Raw genomic sequence first — 15,873 nt, 5'->3', positions numbered from 1 at the left:
GCGGCGAAGAAGATGCGCCGGCGTTTTCAAACAGGGAGTCCCCGCTGACCAAACACCGATGGTGAACTGCTATGGTTAAGGAAATGCTTTCGGGATTGTATTGGCGAAAACGGACGTGACATCCGATCTCCCCCCTTGTGGGGGAGATGTCCGGCAGGACAGAGGGGGCGCTGTCCCTCTGTCCTCTCAATCGATCGCGGTTGCGACCAGACGCTTGTGTCCGATTGGTTGGGAAGTGAACGGGGTTGGCGTTCCGTCACGCCCCCCTCTGCCCTGCCGGGCATCTCCCCCACGAGGGGGGAGATTGCCAGCTCCGCAGTTCAGCGACGCGTGATCGGCTGCACCTCTAACGGATCGGGCGCCGGCGCCTGCCGCAGCGTGCCTTCGGCGGCGCGCTTGCGGTGATGGGCGAGCGAGCATTGCGGCGAGCACAATATGCCGCGATCGGTCCAATAGGCGGGGCCTCTTTCGACCTCGCCATGATAATACCAGAAGCCGTTTGCCTGATACGGCAGGCCGCATTCGATGCAACGGTATGTCTCGGGTCTGGCAAGCATGTTGCCCGGTCCAATCTGTCTATGATCTGCCCGGAAAGATCATAACAGCAGGATGTCACTCCTTGCTGCAGAAATTTTGATGCGTAATACCGGTCTTGAAAATTGGCGAATGCCCTCGCGATTTTGTCATCCACGGGCGGAGCGGAAGCGAAGCGGACGCGCAGACCCGAGGATCCATGCCGCGACCTCGCGCGCAGGGTGCGGCGGTGCAGAATTCTGGGCCGTTGCAACGCTTCGAAGTCGCGGCATGGATTCTATGGTCTGCGCCGCGTCGCTTCGCTCCTTGCTCCGCCATAGAATGACGAAGTCGCGAAAGCTTCAGCCAAGGTGACAAAGTCGCTGCAAAATCCGCGTGACAAAGTTTGACGTTTACGTAAAAAGAAGGCCGAAGGCCGCCCAAAGGCGGATGGTTTTGCGTCGTCCCGGGTCCTAGGATCGAGGGGGCGGACAGCGGAGGAGAAAGCGGCATGTACAAGGCGCCGGTCGAGGATATTTCGTTCACGCTGAAGCATGTTGCCGGCCTCAAACCGGCGCTCGACATCGGCGCCTTCGGCGATCTCGGCGAAGACCTTGTCGATGCCATCCTGGCCGAGGCCGGCCGCTTCGCCAGCGAGGAGGTGGCGCCACTCTACAAGATCGGCGACGAGCACGGCGCGGTGCTGAAAGATGCCACCGTCACCACGCCGCCCGGCTGGAGGGCGCTTTACCGCAACTGGATCGACGGCGGCTGGAGCGCGCTGTCGGGGCCGGAAGAATTCGGCGGCCAAAGCCTGCCGACCATGCTCGGCGTCGCGGCGCTCGAAATGTGGAACTCCGCCGCCATGGCCTTCGGCATCGGCCCGACGCTGACCATGGGCGCGGTCGAGGCGCTGGACAAGCACGCTTCCGAGGCGCTGAAGGCCAAATATCTGGCAAAGCTCGTCTCCGGCGAGTGGATGGGAACGATGAACCTGACCGAGCCGCAGGCCGGTTCCGATCTCGCCGCCTTGCGTACCCGCGCCGAACCTGCCGGCGACGGCACCTACCGCATCTTCGGCCAAAAAATCTTCATCACCTATGGCGAGCACGATTTCACCGACAACATCATCCATCTGGTGCTGGCGCGGCTGCCCGACGCACCGGCCGGCACGCGCGGCATTTCGTTGTTCCTGGTGCCGAAATTCCTCGTCAATGATGACGGGTCGCTCGGCGCGCGCAACGACGTCTTCTGTTCGGGCCTCGAGCACAAGCTCGGCATCCATGCCTCGCCGACCTGCACCATGATCTATGGCGACGGTTTTGGGGGCACGACGCCGGGCGCCATCGGCTGGCTGATCGGCGAGGAGAACAAGGGGCTCGCCTGCATGTTCACCATGATGAACAACGCCAGGCTGTGCGTCGGCATGCAGGGCGTGGCGGTGGCGGAAGCCGCGACGCAGAAGGCGATCGCCTATGCCAATGAACGCCGCCAGGGCAAGGCGTCGGGCTATGCCGGCGCCGGCATGGCGCCGATCGTCCATCACCCGGACGTGCAGCGCAATCTTCTCACCATGAAGGCGCTGACCCAGATCGCCCGCGCCATCTCCTATTCCTGCGCCCACGCCATCGACCTGGCGCGGGTTTCGGCCGGCGATCAGGCCTCGCATTGGCGCGACCGCGCCAATCTCCTGACGCCGCTGGCCAAGGCCTTCTCCACCGATGTCGGCGTCGACGTCGCCTCGCTCGGTGTCCAGGTGCATGGCGGCATGGGCTTCATCGAGGAGACGGGGGCGGCAGCGCTCTATCGCGATGCCCGCATCGCGCCGATCTACGAGGGCACCAACGGCATCCAGGCGATCGACCTGGTAGCGCGCAAACTGCCGCTCGGCGGCGGCGAGCATGTGCATGGCTACATCGGCGAACTGAAGACCATCGCCGATGAGGTGCGGACCTCGAACCTGCAAGGGTTCGGCCGCACCGCCGAGACCCTCGACCGGGCGCTGGACGATCTGACCGAAGCGACGCGCTTCCTGCAGAAGCTGCTGGCCGACGGCCGTCTCGACGAAGCGCAGGCCGGCGCGACGCCCTATCTCAGGCTGATCTCGCTTGCCGCCGGCGGCGCCTATCTGGCGCGTGGCGGACTTGCCGAGCAAAACCGCATCGCCCTTTGCCGCTTCTTTGCCGAAAACCTGCTTGGCGAAGTCAGCGCTTTGAAGGACCGCGTCATCGATGGCGCCGAAAGCCTCGCTGCCGCCGGCAAGACGCTGATATCAGTCTGAATACCAAAAGCGCTCACCAGGGAAAAATGACCGTGACAGACCATATTCTCGTCGAGCGCCAGGGCGCCATTCAGATCATCCGCATGAACCGCCCGGACAAGAAGAACGCGCTGACGCGCGCCATGTACGCGACAATGTCCAGGGCGCTGGCCGAAGGCGACGCCGATCCGGCGGTCCGCGTCCACGTCTTCCTCGGCGTGCCGGGCGCCTTCTCGGCCGGCAACGACCTCGCCGACTTCCTGGTCATCGCCACCGGCGGCGAGGGCGGCAACGAAGTCTGGGACTTCCTGATGGCGCTGGCCAAAACCGAAAAGCCGATGGTCTCGGGCGTCGATGGCATTGCGGTCGGCATCGGCACCACGCTCAATCTGCATTGCGACCTGACCTTTGCCACGCCGCGCACCGTGTTCCGCACGCCCTTCGTCGATCTCGGCCTTGTGCCGGAGGCCGGCTCCAGCCTGCTCGCGCCGCTCATCCTCGGCCGCCAGGGCGCCTTCGCGCTGCTCGGGCTGGGCGAAGGCTTTTCCGCCGAGCGCGCCAAGACTGCCGGCCTGATCTACGAGGTGGTCGAGGAGAGCGCGCTGGAAACCGCGGTGCTGGCTGCGGCCGGCGCAATCGCCGCCAAGCCGCCGGAAGCGCTGAAGATCGCGCGTGACCTGATGCGCGCGCCGCGCGACGAACTTCTCGCCCGCATCAAGGTGGAGAGCGCGCATTTCCGCGATCGGCTGAAATCCGACGAAGCGCGCGCTGCGCTGACCGCATTCATGACACGCAAGAAAGCAAGCTGATCAACCTGCCGCAGATGGTGGCATAGTCATAGGCGTCTGATGCCGCCTGGACGGATGAGCCGCTACCGGTGTTCGGCCGCGATGCGGATGCCCAAGCCGATCAGCACAATTCCGGTTACGCCTTCGATGGAGCGGCGGATCGATGGCCGGCGCAGGAAATCCCCGGCTTTGGCCACAACCGTTGCATAGAGCGCCAGCCAGGTGAAGGTCATGATGGCGAACACCACGCCGAGACCGAGCAGCGCCGCGAAGCTTTCCCCGCCGGGCGGTACGAATTGCGGCAGTAGGCTGGCGAAGAACACTGCCATTTTGGGATTGCCGAGATCGCTGATCAGTCCCTGGCGGTAGGCGGCCGCCGCCGTCAGCCGCCGTGCCGGCCTCGTGACTTCAGCCATGTCCTGCTGACGGGAGGGCCATAGTGCCTCCTGCAGCGCCTTGCAGCCGAGATAGACGAGATAGGCGGCACCCGCATATTTGACCGCAAGGAACAGCGGCTCCGAGGCGACCAGCAGGGCGACGATACCAGCGCTGGTGGCCAGCGCCCAGATCGTTTGGCCGCTGGAGATGCCGAGCGCGGTGAAGACGCCGGCCGCACGCCCGCCAAGCAGCGTGTTGCGGATGGTGATGGCGGTGTCGGGACCGGGCGTCGCAAGCACGATGAAAGAGACACCGAGAAAGGCCAGGAACAGGCTCATTGGATTCTCCCTTTGCAGCCAGATCAGCTTAGGATCACCGCGCCATTTCACAAGCGTCAGGGGTAAAGCCGCGTCTTGTCCCAGCCGCCTTCGGCGTTGCGCGAAAAGAGCAGGCGGTCGTGCAGCCGGAACGGCCGGTCGTGCCAGAACTCGATCGCCTGTGGCACGATGCGGAAGCCCGACCAGTGCTTTGGCCGTGGAATTTCGCCGATCGGGTAGCGCGCGGTGTATTCGGCCACCGCTTTCTCCAGCGCGAAGCGGCTTTCCAGCGGCCGCGACTGTTTCGAAGCCCAGGCGCCGATGCGGCTGCCGCGCGGCCGCGTCGCGTAATAGGCGTCCGCCTCGGCGTCGCTGACGATCTCCACCGGCCCGCGTAAGCGCACCTGGCGCCGCAGCGATTTCCAGTGAAAGCACATCGCCGCCTTCATGCTGCCAAGAATCTCGCGGCCCTTGGCGCTCTCGAAATTCGTGTAGAAGACAAAACCGCTTTCATCGAACCCCTTGAGCAGCACCATACGCACATCCGGCATGCCGTTGGCATCGACGGTTGCCAGCGCGACGCCGTTGGCGTCGTTGATTTCGCTCTTTGTGGCGTCCTCCAGCCAGGCGGCAAAGAGCCGGAACGGCTCGGCGGCCTCGGTAAAGTCACCAGTTGTTAACTCGGTGTCACTCATAGTTTTTCTCAAATTGTCTCGAATCTCAGGAGGTTGCCGATTGTCGCGTATCGCGCAAGCTTTTGACAGCGGGCAATGGAGCGCTATCGCTTCGGCCAGTTCGAAAGCCGTGATCGTGATCGTCGCCTTGCCGCTTGCCGCCTGCGGCGCCGGCGGCTTCAGCCTGGAGAAAGCCGAGGTCGACCGTTCCATCGTCACCTCGAGTGCGCCGGCGCAGGCGACATCGGCGGACGCCGATAACGCTTCCGACCAGACCACGATCGGCAATGCGGTCTCTTCAGCCGACATAGAGGAGCTTCGCGGCCAGGCCGTGCCGTGGGCGAATGCTGGCACCGGCTCGCGCGGCTCCATCACGGAACTCGCCGAGTTGCAGGACAACGGCCAGACCTGCCGCAGTTTTACCGCCTCGCGTGAAAGCTTCGATGGCGTCGCTTTGTTCAAGGGTGAATTGTGCATGGCCGGCGCCGGCGGCTGGCACATGCAGGATTTCAAGGCGCTTTAAGTAGACCGCATGTTTGGCCCACATCGATGGGCGACTATACGCCAAGAGCCGACCTCAAGTGGCCTCGACATCAATGTCTGCTTTCCGAAGGCCTGAGCGAGTCATTGGCTGTCCGTTCGGCTCGCCCAAATCCCAGTAAAGTCCTGCCATCAGCCCCAACCCTTCTCGGGCAATGGCAACCGGCAGATGCTCATTGGGCGCGTGCTGCGAACACCCGGGATAAGAATGCGGGACCCAAATGGTAGGCATTTCAAGAATTTCGGAGAAGATGTCGTTCGGGAGCGACCCGCCGAGGCTCGGCAGAATAGCGGGTTTCTTTCCCGTCGTGCGGGCGATCGAATCGACCACCCAACTGACCCATGGGTGCCTCGTATCCAGTCGCGTCGCGTGAAAAACTTCATCGCGTGCTTTCGCAATCTGCACGGTCGAAAATCCGTTGCGGTCCAGATGGCGGCGCAAGGCAGGGAGGACGTCCTGCACGTCCACCCCGATGACGAAGCGAAGCTGGCAACGCGCCCAGGCTCGGGGCGGGATGGCACCAACAGGCATCCTCGGATTCCCCGCCTCCAAGGCCAGCACCGAAAATGAGCTCCACGCAAAAACCTTCTCCGCGGAGGTCAGGCCAGGCTCGCCCCAGTCGGGATCGATCTTGGGCTCCTCCGTACCGCTCTCCACCTCACAGTCAGCAAGAACGTGTCGCACATCGTCGGGAATGCTTGTCGGAAGCCACTCCGGAATCCGAATTTTTCCGGTCGGTTCGGTGAGGCTCACAATAGCATGGGCAAGTTGAATGGCTGGATCCGAGAGCAGACCGCCCCAGTTTCCCGAATGATGGCCGCCCTTGCGTGCATCGATCCAGATGTCGAAGGAGATAGAGCCGCGCGAACCCAAAAACACGGTCGGCCTTTCCACGGAGAGGCGGGGACCATCGGAGGCGATCAGCACGTCCGATCGGAATAATTCCTTGTGGGTCATGGCCAGTTCCCGCAGGCCAGGCGAGACCCGTTCTTCCCCCATTTCGATCAGATACTTGGCGTTGAAGCCGAGCCTTCCGCGCGTCTCGATCACGGCTCGAAGAGCGCCGACATTTATCGAATGCTGACCCTTGTTGTCGGCGACGCCGCGTCCGTACCATTTGTTGTCACGTTCGGTCAGACGCCACGGGGAAAGTCCCTCGTCCCACTCGTCATCCAACCCGCGAATCACGTCGCCGTGGCCGTAGCCAAGTACCGTCGGACGTGCCGCGTCCTCTGTGCGTTCGGCGAAAAAGAATGGCCAGCCGTCCTGGTTAAGCGTTCGGCAGGCAAAGCCAAGCACTTCGAATGCCGGCCTTATCTCAGCCTCGATATATTCAATCAGCACATGTTCGCGATCAGGGTTCTGACTTTCTGTCGGCATGCCAACCCGACGGGCCAAATCCTCCCGAAAGGCGCCGGAATCGAAGTATGCCTCCGACCGGGCTATCGCAGCCTCACGCGTCATGCCTTCAGCCTAGCATCGATGGTCTTGGACGGCCAGTGTCCATCCCGCCGCGCCATACGTCCGTCGCCAAATCCCACTTGTCTCAAACCATCGCCCGCTCAATGATCTCATCGGGCTCTAATTCCGCCGTCAATATGGCCGTGCAGCACTGGAATTTCTTCCTATGCGAGCGCATATAGGAGGCAACTGTAGATTCACCCATTCTTGCAGGCAGGAAGCATGCGCGACCCCTATGAGGTGCTGGGCGTTGCCAAGAACGCATCGGCCAAGGACATAAAATCGGCCTACCGCAAACTCGCCAAGAAGCATCATCCGGACCAGAATCCGAATGATCCCAAGGCGAAGGACCGGTTTGCCGCTGCCGAGTGCGCCGGCGCAGGCGACATCGGCGGACGCCGATAACGCTTCCGACCAGACCACGATCGGCAATGCGGTCTCTTCAGCCGACATAGAGGAGCTTCGCGGCCAGGCCGTGCCGTGGGCGAATGCCGGCACCGGCTCGCGCGGCTCCATCACGGAACTCGCCGAGTTGCAGGACAACGGCCAGACCTGCCGCAGTTTTACCGCCTCGCGTGAAAGCTTCGACGGCGTCGCTTTGTTCAAGGGTGAATTGTGCATGGCCGGCGCCGGCGGCTGGCGCATGCAGGATTTCAAGGCGCTCTAGGCGGTTATGACAAGTTGGCCGGGAGCTTTCTATCCCTGAGGCCTCAATGAGCGAATTTCCGGTAGAAGCGACCCGCAAATATGAGGCCCTCAAAAGCAAGGTCGGCCATGCCTTTTCGGCTTGAGCTGAATACCATGACAACTCCCAAGAAGATCCCATATGACGCGACGAGAGAGATGAATAGCGCCCCGAAATTACCCGGCAATGATGCTTTCAGGCCATACTCTGAAACGCCGGTTATTATCGCCGCAAAAAAGTACGGCCACAGTGTCCCCAGAAGCTGCCTGTAGGTAAGCGGGCCTCTTCTTGTTGCCCCCCACCACAGGACAGGGCCCTGGATGGTGCCCACGCATATGTAAAAAGCGGCTACGCCGGTAATTCCCCAAGGCAATCCACAAACGAATGAAGCGACGAACAAGGTGGAGCTCAAGGCCCCCCAGTTTCGCATTTCCTTGGTCCGGTCCTGACTGATGAAGAGCCAACCGGTGCTGCTGCTGATCGGTGCGAAAATTGCGCCAAAAGCAAGAACCGAAAACACCTGCGAAACCTCCGCCCATTTCTGCCCCAGCAAAGTGACGATGAGCAATTCGCTGTTTATGATGGCAAATATGACTACGGGATACGTCGCAAGAATAATCAATTCCAACATTCTGAAGTAAAAGCGGCGGTACGTGTCGGGATCATTCCGCGTTCTAGCCAAAGACGGGAGGGCGACCTTGGCTATCGGTGTGGTTATCTGGCTCAGTGGCATCAGTAGAAGTTTGTATGCCCGGTCGTATATTCCGAGTGGAGATTGACCTAAATATCGGCCGATTAGTATGTTGTCAAAATTTCTAGCGAAAAAGTTCAAGAAATTAAATGACGTTATGTTGGCGCCAAAATTCAAAAGCTTGAAATTTTCGCTATTGAGGACGGGTTTGCTGGGAATCCATCTGATAAGGATCCAAGTCAGCAAGAGAGTGCTCAGCGACACGGCGATTTGGCTGTAGACCAACGCCCAGTAGCCAGATCCATGCCAAGCGAAAAGGAGGCCTGTCGCCGCTCCAACCGAAAAACTCCCCAGTTCAACCAAAGCGATTTTTGAAAAAAGCAGTTGACGATTTAGCAAGGCCATATGCTGTGCGCAGAGCCCGCCGACTACGAAGGTTGCGCTGAGAGCCAATATGATCGGCACAAGGCGGGGCTCTTTGAAAAAAGCGCCTGCTGCCGGAGCGAGAGCTGTCACAGCTAAACAGACGGCCGCACTCAGCCCGACGTTAATCCAGAAAATGAAGCTTAGCTGGTCCTGGGTAATCTCGGCCCGTTGGACTGTAGCCTGCGTCAAACCAAAATCCGTAAACAGAGCTGCGAACGCAAACAATGGCGCCGCCATCGCCACGATGCCAAAGTCCTCAGGCAGGAGAAGTCGAGCAATAAGAATTTGATAGCAGAATTGCATCAAGAACTTGAGTCCCTGAGACACGAAGTTTACGGCCGCCCCGTTTACCGAGGCGACCTTCAGCTCCGTTCGGGACATGCGACTTTCTGAAAACGAAAATTTTTTGCGAGCCGCCATTTCAATTCGCTTGAGCCATCGTAACCTTGCCTTTGGCTTTTTTCAGGATAGACGCGGCGATCCGCCAATCCGTTATCCCTGCGATCGCAAGGGGCACCAGTTTGCGCTCCCTTATCAGAGTTTGAGCCTTGTATTCCGCCGAGAGGCGCTTCATCGCGCTAATGCGCTCCTTCAGCAGCGAAACGAGTTTCAGATTGCCCGACAGGCGTCGATCGAGCAAAAGCCTGTGCGATTGGTCGACCTGGCCATCGTAGTTTACCTTGGTCCTGCTCCAACCCGATCGGCGGTGGGTGTATATGTAACCAGGCGCGTTATCAGCCACATATCTTGCACCTTCCAGAAGGGCGTCCGTCACGAAGAGAAAATCCTCTCCGTGGCGAGAATAGGACGGGTAGCGCAGTGATCGATCGGTCAGGAACTTCCGCTTGAAGATAGGCTTGAGCAGTCCCCAGTCCGTATCCATGCCGAAGGGCCTCGCGTGAGCCAAAAAGGTCTCAATGTCTATCAGTGTTACGTCTTTAGTAAATCCGATGGTCGCGGGCCAGGACGTGTCGCTCGCCGGATCGTAATACGCGAACTTGTCGGTTACGATATCAGCTTCCTGTGAGGCAGCCATATCAACAAGTCGTTCAACCCGTCCCGGCGCGTATGCGTCATCTGCATCCAGAATTGCCACCCAGTCTCCTCGCGCGGCTTCCAGGCCGGCATTCCGGGCTTCTGCGGGTCCTCCATTTTTCGGCAAGCGAACAACGACGACGCGTTTGTCTTTCCGCGACAGCGCTCCGGCAACCTCGTGGGTGGCGTCTGTCGAGCAATCGTCGATGATTAAGATTTCGAGGACTAAATCACCCTGCGCCAGGGCGGAATTGACGGCGCGCTCCAGAAACGGAGTCGCGTTGTAGGCGGCGATCAGGACGGACACAGTTGGTCGCATGGGATGCTCTCGCGTGATCCAGGGGGTATTGGATCAGGCGTACCAGCCGTCGCTGAGAGCACGATTAGGCTGCGATGAAGCGAAACTGAAATCGAAGCGTCGCGCCGTGCATGACGGGCAGGGCCGCGACTTCAGGCTTGCGGCAACGTCACCGCGATGTGCAGGCCACCACCGGGCGAAGGCTGGCTAAGCTCGAGATGCGCGGAAAGACGCTCGACGATACCCGAAACGATGGCTAGACCCAGTCCGGTTCCCTCCACCTCAGGCGTATTCGCGCGATAAAACCGCTGGAACACCGCCTCCCGATGCTGAGCAGCGATGCCTGGACCATTGTCGATGATCGAGAGCCCCCAAGCGCCGGGTTCGGGAGAGATCGAAACTTTGATCTTACCGCCGGCGGGCGTGTACTTGATGGCATTGTCGATCAAATTGCCTATCAACAGGCGAAGCATGGCTTCGTCCGCATTGACCTCGGCCAACTCGTCGCCGTCGAGCGAAACATCGTGCCGCTTGAGCGTAATGAGCGCACCGAACTCGGCCATGACCGAGGCGGTGACTTCATAGAGCCGCACCGCTTTCAACTCGACCGGCTGATGGCTGATGCGCGCCGCCTGGAGCATCTGCTCGATGAGGCGGGTAGCCTTGTCGTTGCTGGCCATCAGGTTAGCAAGGATCGTCTCCCGTTCGGTGTCGCTGTCGCTATGGCGTAGTATCTGCAGCAGCAGCTTTATGCCGGCATGTGGTGTTCGCAACTGATGCGCTGCCTGGTCGGCGAAGCGCCTTTCCGCCGTCAGCGATCGGTCAAGCTTGGTGAGCAACTGGTTCACCGACATGCCCAGCGGGTAGAGGTCGCGCGGCAACTTATCCATCGGAATGACGGAGAGGTCGTCGGGCGAGCGACTGCGGATTTGACGGACCAGGCCGTGAATGGGCCCCAAACCGTTGTTTATTCCATACCAGACCAAAAGCCCGATGACTGGCACGAGCACCAACAGAGGGAAGAAGAGGTTGAGCATAATATTCGATACAAGCGTGTCGCGCAGGGTTCGCTTTTCTCCCACCTCGACAACGATCCCGGTATTCGGGATCGGAAGCGAATAGACCAGCCACGCCTCATTTGCATATTTCAGGTCGGTGAAGCCGGCCCTTTGGATAGGGATGCTCGCGGGGAAGGCCCCGTTGGAAAATATCCGGATTTGTCCGTCTTTCCACAGGCGGAATATGTGCGCGTCGGCGTAGTCGTCCGCCTGATCGTTTATGGCGAGTTGATTGCCCATCGAAAAGTCCATGTCTTTGACCTGGATAGGCGGCTGGCTGCCGGGTTTTTCGATCTGATGTTCCAGCAGCGTCCAAAGCACGTTGGCGTCATTGATCAGCTTTGCATCGTAGATATTGTCGATCTCCCGCCTGGCGCTGCGGAAAGCAAAAATCCCAATGACGGCGATGGCGATGAGGATCGTCGGCGTTATCCGGAGAAAGAGTTTCCAGGTCAGGGGCCAGCGCTTCATGGCTCGATCATATAGCCGACGCCCCGGATGGACCGGATGAACTCGGCGCCAAGCTTTCTGCGCAGATTGTAGATTATCACTTCGGTCGTGTTGCTCTCAACGGCACTGTCCGCGCTGTAGAGTGCGTATTCGATGTCGCTTTTGGTGACGTATTTGCCTGCCCGCTCCATCAGTAGCTTAAGCAGCCGGAATTCCTTGGCGGTCATCGTGATCTGGCCTTCGGCGCCGCGTACCACCATTGCCGCCGGATCCATTTCGACATCGCCGCTTTTCAGAATGATGTCGGTGCGGCCCTCCCGCCGGCGCATGAGGGCGCGCAGCCGTGCCAGCAATTCATCCAGATCGAACGGCTTTACCAGATAGTCGTCGGCTCCGTTGTCGAGCCCTTCGACCTTTTGAAGAGATGTATCGCGGGCGGTGAGCATGAGGATCGGTACGGCGTTGCGTTTTCTTCGCACCGACCGCAAGACCTCTATCCCGTTGACCTCGGGCAGGTTGATGTCGAGCACGACCACCTCGAAGACGAGATTTTCAAGGGCCGCGATCGCGGCCTCGCCATCCTGAATCCAGTCAACGCCATAGGCATGCTTTTCGAGGGCCTTCTTCAGCGAAGAGCCGAGGATCATGTCGTCCTCAACCAGAAGCAGGCGCATGGTTTGCTATGCCCTTCCGTCAGCTGAACCGGCTGCCCTCCGGTTGCAGACCAATGGCCGCCATCGCGGCTTTTTGCGGGCAAAATCAGCTTATGGTCGGGGTGTCTCGTCACGATTGCGAGAGATCGCAAACGCACTCGGACGAGTGGCTCAAAACGACGCCGGTGGTATTCTGGTTGGATAGGCGGCCCGCCACTGGAATTTCTTCCTATGCGAGCGCATATAGGGGGCAACATGGATTCACTCTTTTTCCAGAGCAGGACGAATGCGCGACCCCTATGAGGTGCTGGGCGTTGCCAAGAACGCATCGGCCAAGGACATAAAATCGGCCTACCGCAAACTCGCCAAGAAGCATCATCCGGACCAGAACCCGAATGATCCCAAGGCGAAGGACCGGTTTGCCGCCGCCAACCAGGCCTATGAGGTCATTGGCGACGAGAAGACCCGTGCGGCGTTCGACCGCGGCGAGATCGACGCCGACGGCAAGCCGAAATTCCAGGGTTTTGAGGGCGCTGCCGGTGGCGGCGATCCGTTTGGCGGCTTTCGCCGCCAGCAGGGCGCCGGCGGCTCGCGCTTCGAATTCCGCTCGGGCCGTCCGGGTGGCGATCCGTTCGACGGCAACAGCGACATTTTCAGCCAGATCTTCGGCGACGCTTTTTCCGGCGCGCGCGGCGCCGGCGACCGCCGTCAGCCGGTGCAGGCAGCGGACCTCAACGTGACGCTCGACGTCACCATCGAGGAGATGGCGACCGCCGAAAAGGTGACGGCTATGTTCCCAGACGGCCGCAAGATCGCGGTCAAGCTGCCGGCCTATGTCGAGGAGGGCCAGACCATCCGGCTGAAGGGCCAGGGCGAGCAAGGACCGGGGCAGCCGGGCGATGCACTGGTCAAGATCCACATCCGCAGGCATCCGCGCTACCGCATCGAAGGTCGCGACCTGCATGCCGATCTGGAGGTAGCGTTGGCCGATGCGGTGCTGGGCGCCAAGGTGCCGGTCGACACGCCGACCGGCAGGCTGGCGGTCAATGTCCCGGCCTGGTCGAGTTCGGACAAGGTTCTGCGGCTGAAGGGCAGGGGCTTGCCGGAAAAGACCGGCGGCCATGGCGATCTCTACGCCCATGTCCGCATCATGCTGCCGGAAGGTGGCGACAGCGAGCTCGAAGCGCTGATGCGCGGCCGCAAGGGCTGACGCGGCTGCATTTCGCCTGCCAGGGCAATTCCAGGATCCGGCACCCGATCTATGTCGGCTTTCTCCTGGCCTTCTGGGCGACGCCGTCCATGACATGGGGCCATCTTCTGTTTGCTGCAGGCAGCACCGGCTACATCCTGCTCGGCATCTTCCTCTAGGAACGCGATCTCGTCGCGATTTTCGGCGATCAGTACCGCCTCTACCGCAAGCAGGTGGGAATGCTCATTCCCTGCCGCAAAGTCGCGGAATAGGGTCGCATCCGGTACCGACCAGCCGATTCGGCTGGTCGGTGGCGGGCCCGGGCCGTCGAGGCGCGCTGGCCTGAGCCATTTGAAGCTCACAAACACGTTACACACCCCCAATCGTTGTTTGCCGAGTGTCTGAATTGAACGCGCGGCCCGTCTGCGCTTGATGCGCCTTTCTGCCTGTGCGATAGGCACTCCAAAGCAGAAAATCTTTCGGAGAGCGCTGACATGGCGGGTGGACAGGGCCTTATGGCCGGCAAGCGCGGGCTTATACTGGGCGTCGCCAACAACAGATCGATCGCCTACGGCATCGCCAAGGCCTGCGTCGACCACGGCGCCGAGATCGCGCTGACCTATCAGGGCGAAGCGTTCAAGAAGCGCGTCGAGCCGCTTGCGGCGGAATTGGGCGCCTTTGTCGCCGGCCATTGCGATGTCACCGACCCGGCGAGCCTCGACGAGGTCTTCGCCAATGTCGCCAAGCATTGGGGTGGCAAGCTCGACTTCCTCGTCCATGCCATCGCTTTTTCCGACAAGGACGAGCTGACCGGCCGCTATGTCGAGACGACTCGCGACAACTTCCTGCGCACCATGGACATTTCGGTGTTTTCCTTCACCACCATCGCCAAGCGTGCCGAGGCGCTGATGACCGATGGCGGCTCGCTGCTGACGCTGACCTATTACGGCGCCGAAAAAGTGATGCCGCATTACAACGTCATGGGTGTTGCCAAGGCCGCGCTCGAAGCCAGCGTGCGCTATCTCGCCGTCGATCTCGGCGGCAAGAAGATCCGGGTCAACGCCATCTCGGCCGGGCCGATCAAGACCTTGGCTGCTTCGGGTATTGGCGATTTCCGCTACATCCTGAAGTGGAACGAATACAATTCACCGCTGAAGCAGACCGTCACCCAGGAAGAGGTCGGCGATTCCGGCGTCTATTTCCTGTCCGACCTGTCCCGTGGCGTCACCGGCGAAGTGCACCATGTCGATTCCGGCTACCACGTCGTCGGCATGAAGGCGGTCGACGCGCCGGATATTTCGACCGTCAAGGACTAGTCCTGCCGCAATCTCTGCCCGTCTGTCCTGCTTTCTGGAAGACCTGATGGTTCCGCTCGTCTACATCGTGCGCCACGGCCAGACGCAGTGGAATGCCGAGTTCCGGCTGCAAGGGCAGGCCGACACCGACCTCAATGAACTCGGCCGCGAGCAGGCGACCCGCAACGGACAACGCCTGGCCGAACTGATCCGGAAGCCCGAAGATTTCGACTTTGTCGCCAGCCCGATGAAGCGGACGCGCGAGACGATGCAGCGGCTACGCTTGGCAATGCAGCTCGATCCCGACGCCTTTCGCACCGACCCGCGCCTGGTCGAGGTGCATTTCGGCGACTGGCAGGGGTACACCTTTGCCGAACTCGAGGCGCGCAGCCCAGGCTCGGTCAAGCCGCGCCGCCGCGACAAATGGAATTTTCAGCCGCCGGGCGAGGGCGCCGAAAGCTACCAGATGCTGCTCGAACGGGTGAAGCCGTGGTTCGAAGCGCTGGATCGCCAGACGGTCTGCGTCACGCATGGCGGCGTCGTACGGACCCTGTTTCGGATGGTGGAAGGCGTTTCCGAAGACGAAGCGGCAAGGCTGGAGGTGCCGCAGGACCGCGTGCTCAGGCTGCAGGACGGGCGGCTGGAGTGGCTTTAGGCTAAGCAATTCCAGGAAAAGTGTGAAACGGTTTTCCGTCCGGAATTGCGTGAATCAAAGAGATAGCCGGAGCATCGAGCGGCGAACAAACAGGACGTCTGTCCTGTTTTTGTCCGCAGGGCGAAAAACCCTGTTCGATGCTGGTCCTATTCGGTGTCGGCCCTACTCGGTGCCGGCCTTACTCGGTATCAGGCAGTTCCATGTCGGTGACGACGTTCTCGCCATTCGTCACGTCATAGGCGATCACGATATCCATGCCGGGCTTCAGCGAGTCGAGATCGGTCTCGGCGTTGAGCTTGTAGGACTTTCCGTCCTCCAGCGTCAGCGTCAGCGCGTCCTTGTCGACCTTCTTGATCAGGCCTTCGGTCTGGCCGGCATAGGCGGCGGTGGAAATCAGCAACATGGCGGCAGCAGCGCCGATCAGGGTACGCATCGTCGTCCTCTTTGTCATTGCGCCTGCACGGGTGGCGGCGAGCTTTCAACGGGCGGATGGAAGAGAGCAGAAA

At 60.7% G+C, this 15,873-nt stretch carries 15 protein-coding genes and 3 pseudogenes; 9 read left to right on the top strand and 9 right to left on the bottom strand.

What is annotated here, in order from left to right; genetic code table 11:
- Positions 1–320 precede the first annotated feature (320 nt).
- A complete protein-coding gene (locus AC04SG_RS11160) occupies positions 321–557 on the bottom strand; it encodes a hypothetical protein (RefSeq protein WP_488551059.1) in 237 nt (78 codons plus the stop codon).
- 467 nt (positions 558–1,024) lie between these two features.
- Here AC04SG_RS11160 and AC04SG_RS11155 point away from each other — a divergent pair, with 467 nt between their 5' ends.
- Positions 1,025–2,794 carry an acyl-CoA dehydrogenase family protein gene (locus AC04SG_RS11155; protein WP_488551058.1) on the top strand — a complete coding sequence of 590 codons (1,770 nt, stop codon included), beginning with the start codon at positions 1,025–1,027 and terminating at the stop codon, positions 2,792–2,794.
- A gap of 32 nt (positions 2,795–2,826) precedes the next feature.
- A complete protein-coding gene (locus tag AC04SG_RS11150) occupies positions 2,827–3,582 on the top strand; it encodes a crotonase/enoyl-CoA hydratase family protein (RefSeq protein WP_488551057.1) in 756 nt (251 codons plus the stop codon).
- Between the two features lie 62 nt (positions 3,583–3,644).
- On the opposite strand, the gene AC04SG_RS11145 is transcribed toward AC04SG_RS11150, so the two are convergent.
- Positions 3,645–4,277, bottom strand: coding sequence for a LysE family translocator (locus AC04SG_RS11145; protein ID WP_488551056.1), 633 nt, complete (start codon positions 4,275–4,277; stop codon positions 3,645–3,647).
- Positions 4,278–4,333: 56 nt separating this feature from the next.
- A complete protein-coding gene (pdxH, locus tag AC04SG_RS11140) occupies positions 4,334–4,951 on the bottom strand; it encodes a pyridoxamine 5'-phosphate oxidase (protein WP_488551055.1) in 618 nt (205 codons plus the stop codon).
- A 40-nt stretch (positions 4,952–4,991) separates the two neighbouring features.
- Here pdxH and AC04SG_RS11135 point away from each other — a divergent pair, with 40 nt between their 5' ends.
- The gene (locus tag AC04SG_RS11135) at positions 4,992–5,453 is read left to right on the top strand and encodes an RT0821/Lpp0805 family surface protein (protein ID WP_488551054.1); all 462 of its coding nucleotides are present in this window, start codon (positions 4,992–4,994) and stop codon (positions 5,451–5,453) included.
- A 54-nt stretch (positions 5,454–5,507) separates the two neighbouring features.
- Here AC04SG_RS11135 and AC04SG_RS11130 read toward each other — a convergent pair whose 3' ends face one another.
- Complete coding sequence (locus tag AC04SG_RS11130; protein ID WP_488551053.1) at positions 5,508–6,935, bottom strand: M20 family metallopeptidase; 1,428 nt, start codon at positions 6,933–6,935, stop codon at positions 5,508–5,510.
- A 219-nt stretch (positions 6,936–7,154) separates the two neighbouring features.
- Here AC04SG_RS11130 and AC04SG_RS11125 point away from each other — a divergent pair.
- Both AC04SG_RS11125 and AC04SG_RS11120 read left to right on the top strand, forming a co-directional pair.
- A pseudogene (locus tag AC04SG_RS11125) lies at positions 7,155–7,307 on the top strand (DnaJ domain-containing protein); the annotation flags it as partial.
- Between the two features lie 19 nt (positions 7,308–7,326).
- Positions 7,327–7,599, top strand: a pseudogene (locus tag AC04SG_RS11120) (RT0821/Lpp0805 family surface protein); the annotation flags it as partial.
- Positions 7,600–7,642: 43 nt separating this feature from the next.
- Here the strand turns inward: AC04SG_RS11120 and AC04SG_RS11115 are convergent.
- The 4 genes from AC04SG_RS11115 to AC04SG_RS11100 form a co-directional block, all read right to left on the bottom strand.
- Positions 7,643–9,154: a lipopolysaccharide biosynthesis protein gene (locus AC04SG_RS11115; protein ID WP_488551052.1), complete on the bottom strand. Its 1,512-nt coding sequence runs from the start codon at positions 9,152–9,154 to the stop codon at positions 7,643–7,645.
- 1 nt (position 9,155) lies between these two features.
- Positions 9,156–10,088, bottom strand: a complete 933-nt coding sequence (locus AC04SG_RS11110) for a glycosyltransferase family 2 protein (protein ID WP_281401926.1) — start codon at positions 10,086–10,088, stop codon at positions 9,156–9,158.
- A gap of 131 nt (positions 10,089–10,219) precedes the next feature.
- Complete coding sequence (locus tag AC04SG_RS11105; RefSeq protein WP_488551051.1) at positions 10,220–11,596, bottom strand: sensor histidine kinase; 1,377 nt, start codon at positions 11,594–11,596, stop codon at positions 10,220–10,222.
- Positions 11,593–12,249, bottom strand: coding sequence for a response regulator (locus AC04SG_RS11100; protein ID WP_488551050.1), 657 nt, complete (start codon positions 12,247–12,249; stop codon positions 11,593–11,595). Before AC04SG_RS11100 ends, AC04SG_RS11105 begins: the two co-directional genes overlap by 4 nt.
- A gap of 265 nt (positions 12,250–12,514) precedes the next feature.
- Here AC04SG_RS11100 and AC04SG_RS11095 point away from each other — a divergent pair, with 265 nt between their 5' ends.
- The 4 genes and pseudogenes from AC04SG_RS11095 (at position 12,515) to AC04SG_RS11080 (ending at position 15,367) form a co-directional block, all read left to right on the top strand.
- On the top strand, positions 12,515–13,438 hold the full coding sequence (locus tag AC04SG_RS11095) for a DnaJ C-terminal domain-containing protein (protein WP_488551049.1): 924 nt from the start codon (positions 12,515–12,517) through the stop codon (positions 13,436–13,438).
- A 35-nt stretch (positions 13,439–13,473) separates the two neighbouring features.
- Positions 13,474–13,689 (top strand): annotated as a pseudogene (locus tag AC04SG_RS11090) (methyltransferase family protein); the annotation flags it as partial.
- Positions 13,690–13,911: 222 nt separating this feature from the next.
- Positions 13,912–14,733, top strand: a complete 822-nt coding sequence (fabI, locus tag AC04SG_RS11085; RefSeq protein ID WP_488551048.1) for an enoyl-ACP reductase FabI — start codon at positions 13,912–13,914, stop codon at positions 14,731–14,733.
- A 46-nt stretch (positions 14,734–14,779) separates the two neighbouring features.
- The gene (locus AC04SG_RS11080; RefSeq protein ID WP_488551047.1) at positions 14,780–15,367 is read left to right on the top strand and encodes a histidine phosphatase family protein; all 588 of its coding nucleotides are present in this window, start codon (positions 14,780–14,782) and stop codon (positions 15,365–15,367) included.
- Positions 15,368–15,545: 178 nt separating this feature from the next.
- Here AC04SG_RS11080 and AC04SG_RS11075 read toward each other — a convergent pair whose 3' ends face one another.
- Positions 15,546–15,800, bottom strand: coding sequence for a DUF1344 domain-containing protein (locus AC04SG_RS11075; protein WP_023747552.1), 255 nt, complete (start codon positions 15,798–15,800; stop codon positions 15,546–15,548).
- Positions 15,801–15,873 lie beyond the last annotated feature (73 nt).

The organism is Mesorhizobium sp. CNPSo 4684 (genome assembly GCF_057784315.1).
The sequence above is the reverse complement of the archived record's forward strand: the minus strand, read 5'-3'. Positions and strand labels throughout refer to the sequence as shown.

Bases quoted from the DNA above. Each gene is read 5' to 3' on its own strand.
- AC04SG_RS11145 (WP_488551056.1), bottom strand. From the start codon at position 4,277: ATGAGCCTGTTCCTGGCCTTTCTCGGTGTCTCTTTCATCGTGCTTGCG.
- AC04SG_RS11105 (WP_488551051.1), bottom strand. From the start codon at position 11,596: ATGAAGCGCTGGCCCCTGACCTGGAAACTCTTTCTCCGGATAACGCCG.
- AC04SG_RS11100 (WP_488551050.1), bottom strand. From the start codon at position 12,249: ATGCGCCTGCTTCTGGTTGAGGACGACATGATCCTCGGCTCTTCGCTG.
- AC04SG_RS11155 (WP_488551058.1), top strand. From the start codon at position 1,025: ATGTACAAGGCGCCGGTCGAGGATATTTCGTTCACGCTGAAGCATGTT.
- AC04SG_RS11115 (WP_488551052.1), bottom strand. From the start codon at position 9,154: ATGGCGGCTCGCAAAAAATTTTCGTTTTCAGAAAGTCGCATGTCCCGA.
- AC04SG_RS11110 (WP_281401926.1), bottom strand. From the start codon at position 10,088: ATGCGACCAACTGTGTCCGTCCTGATCGCCGCCTACAACGCGACTCCG.
- fabI (WP_488551048.1), top strand. From the start codon at position 13,912: ATGGCGGGTGGACAGGGCCTTATGGCCGGCAAGCGCGGGCTTATACTG.
- AC04SG_RS11130 (WP_488551053.1), bottom strand. From the start codon at position 6,935: ATGACGCGTGAGGCTGCGATAGCCCGGTCGGAGGCATACTTCGATTCC.
- pdxH (WP_488551055.1), bottom strand. From the start codon at position 4,951: ATGAGTGACACCGAGTTAACAACTGGTGACTTTACCGAGGCCGCCGAG.
- AC04SG_RS11160 (WP_488551059.1), bottom strand. From the start codon at position 557: ATGCTTGCCAGACCCGAGACATACCGTTGCATCGAATGCGGCCTGCCG.
- AC04SG_RS11075 (WP_023747552.1), bottom strand. From the start codon at position 15,800: ATGCGTACCCTGATCGGCGCTGCTGCCGCCATGTTGCTGATTTCCACC.
- AC04SG_RS11080 (WP_488551047.1), top strand. From the start codon at position 14,780: ATGGTTCCGCTCGTCTACATCGTGCGCCACGGCCAGACGCAGTGGAAT.
- AC04SG_RS11095 (WP_488551049.1), top strand. From the start codon at position 12,515: ATGCGCGACCCCTATGAGGTGCTGGGCGTTGCCAAGAACGCATCGGCC.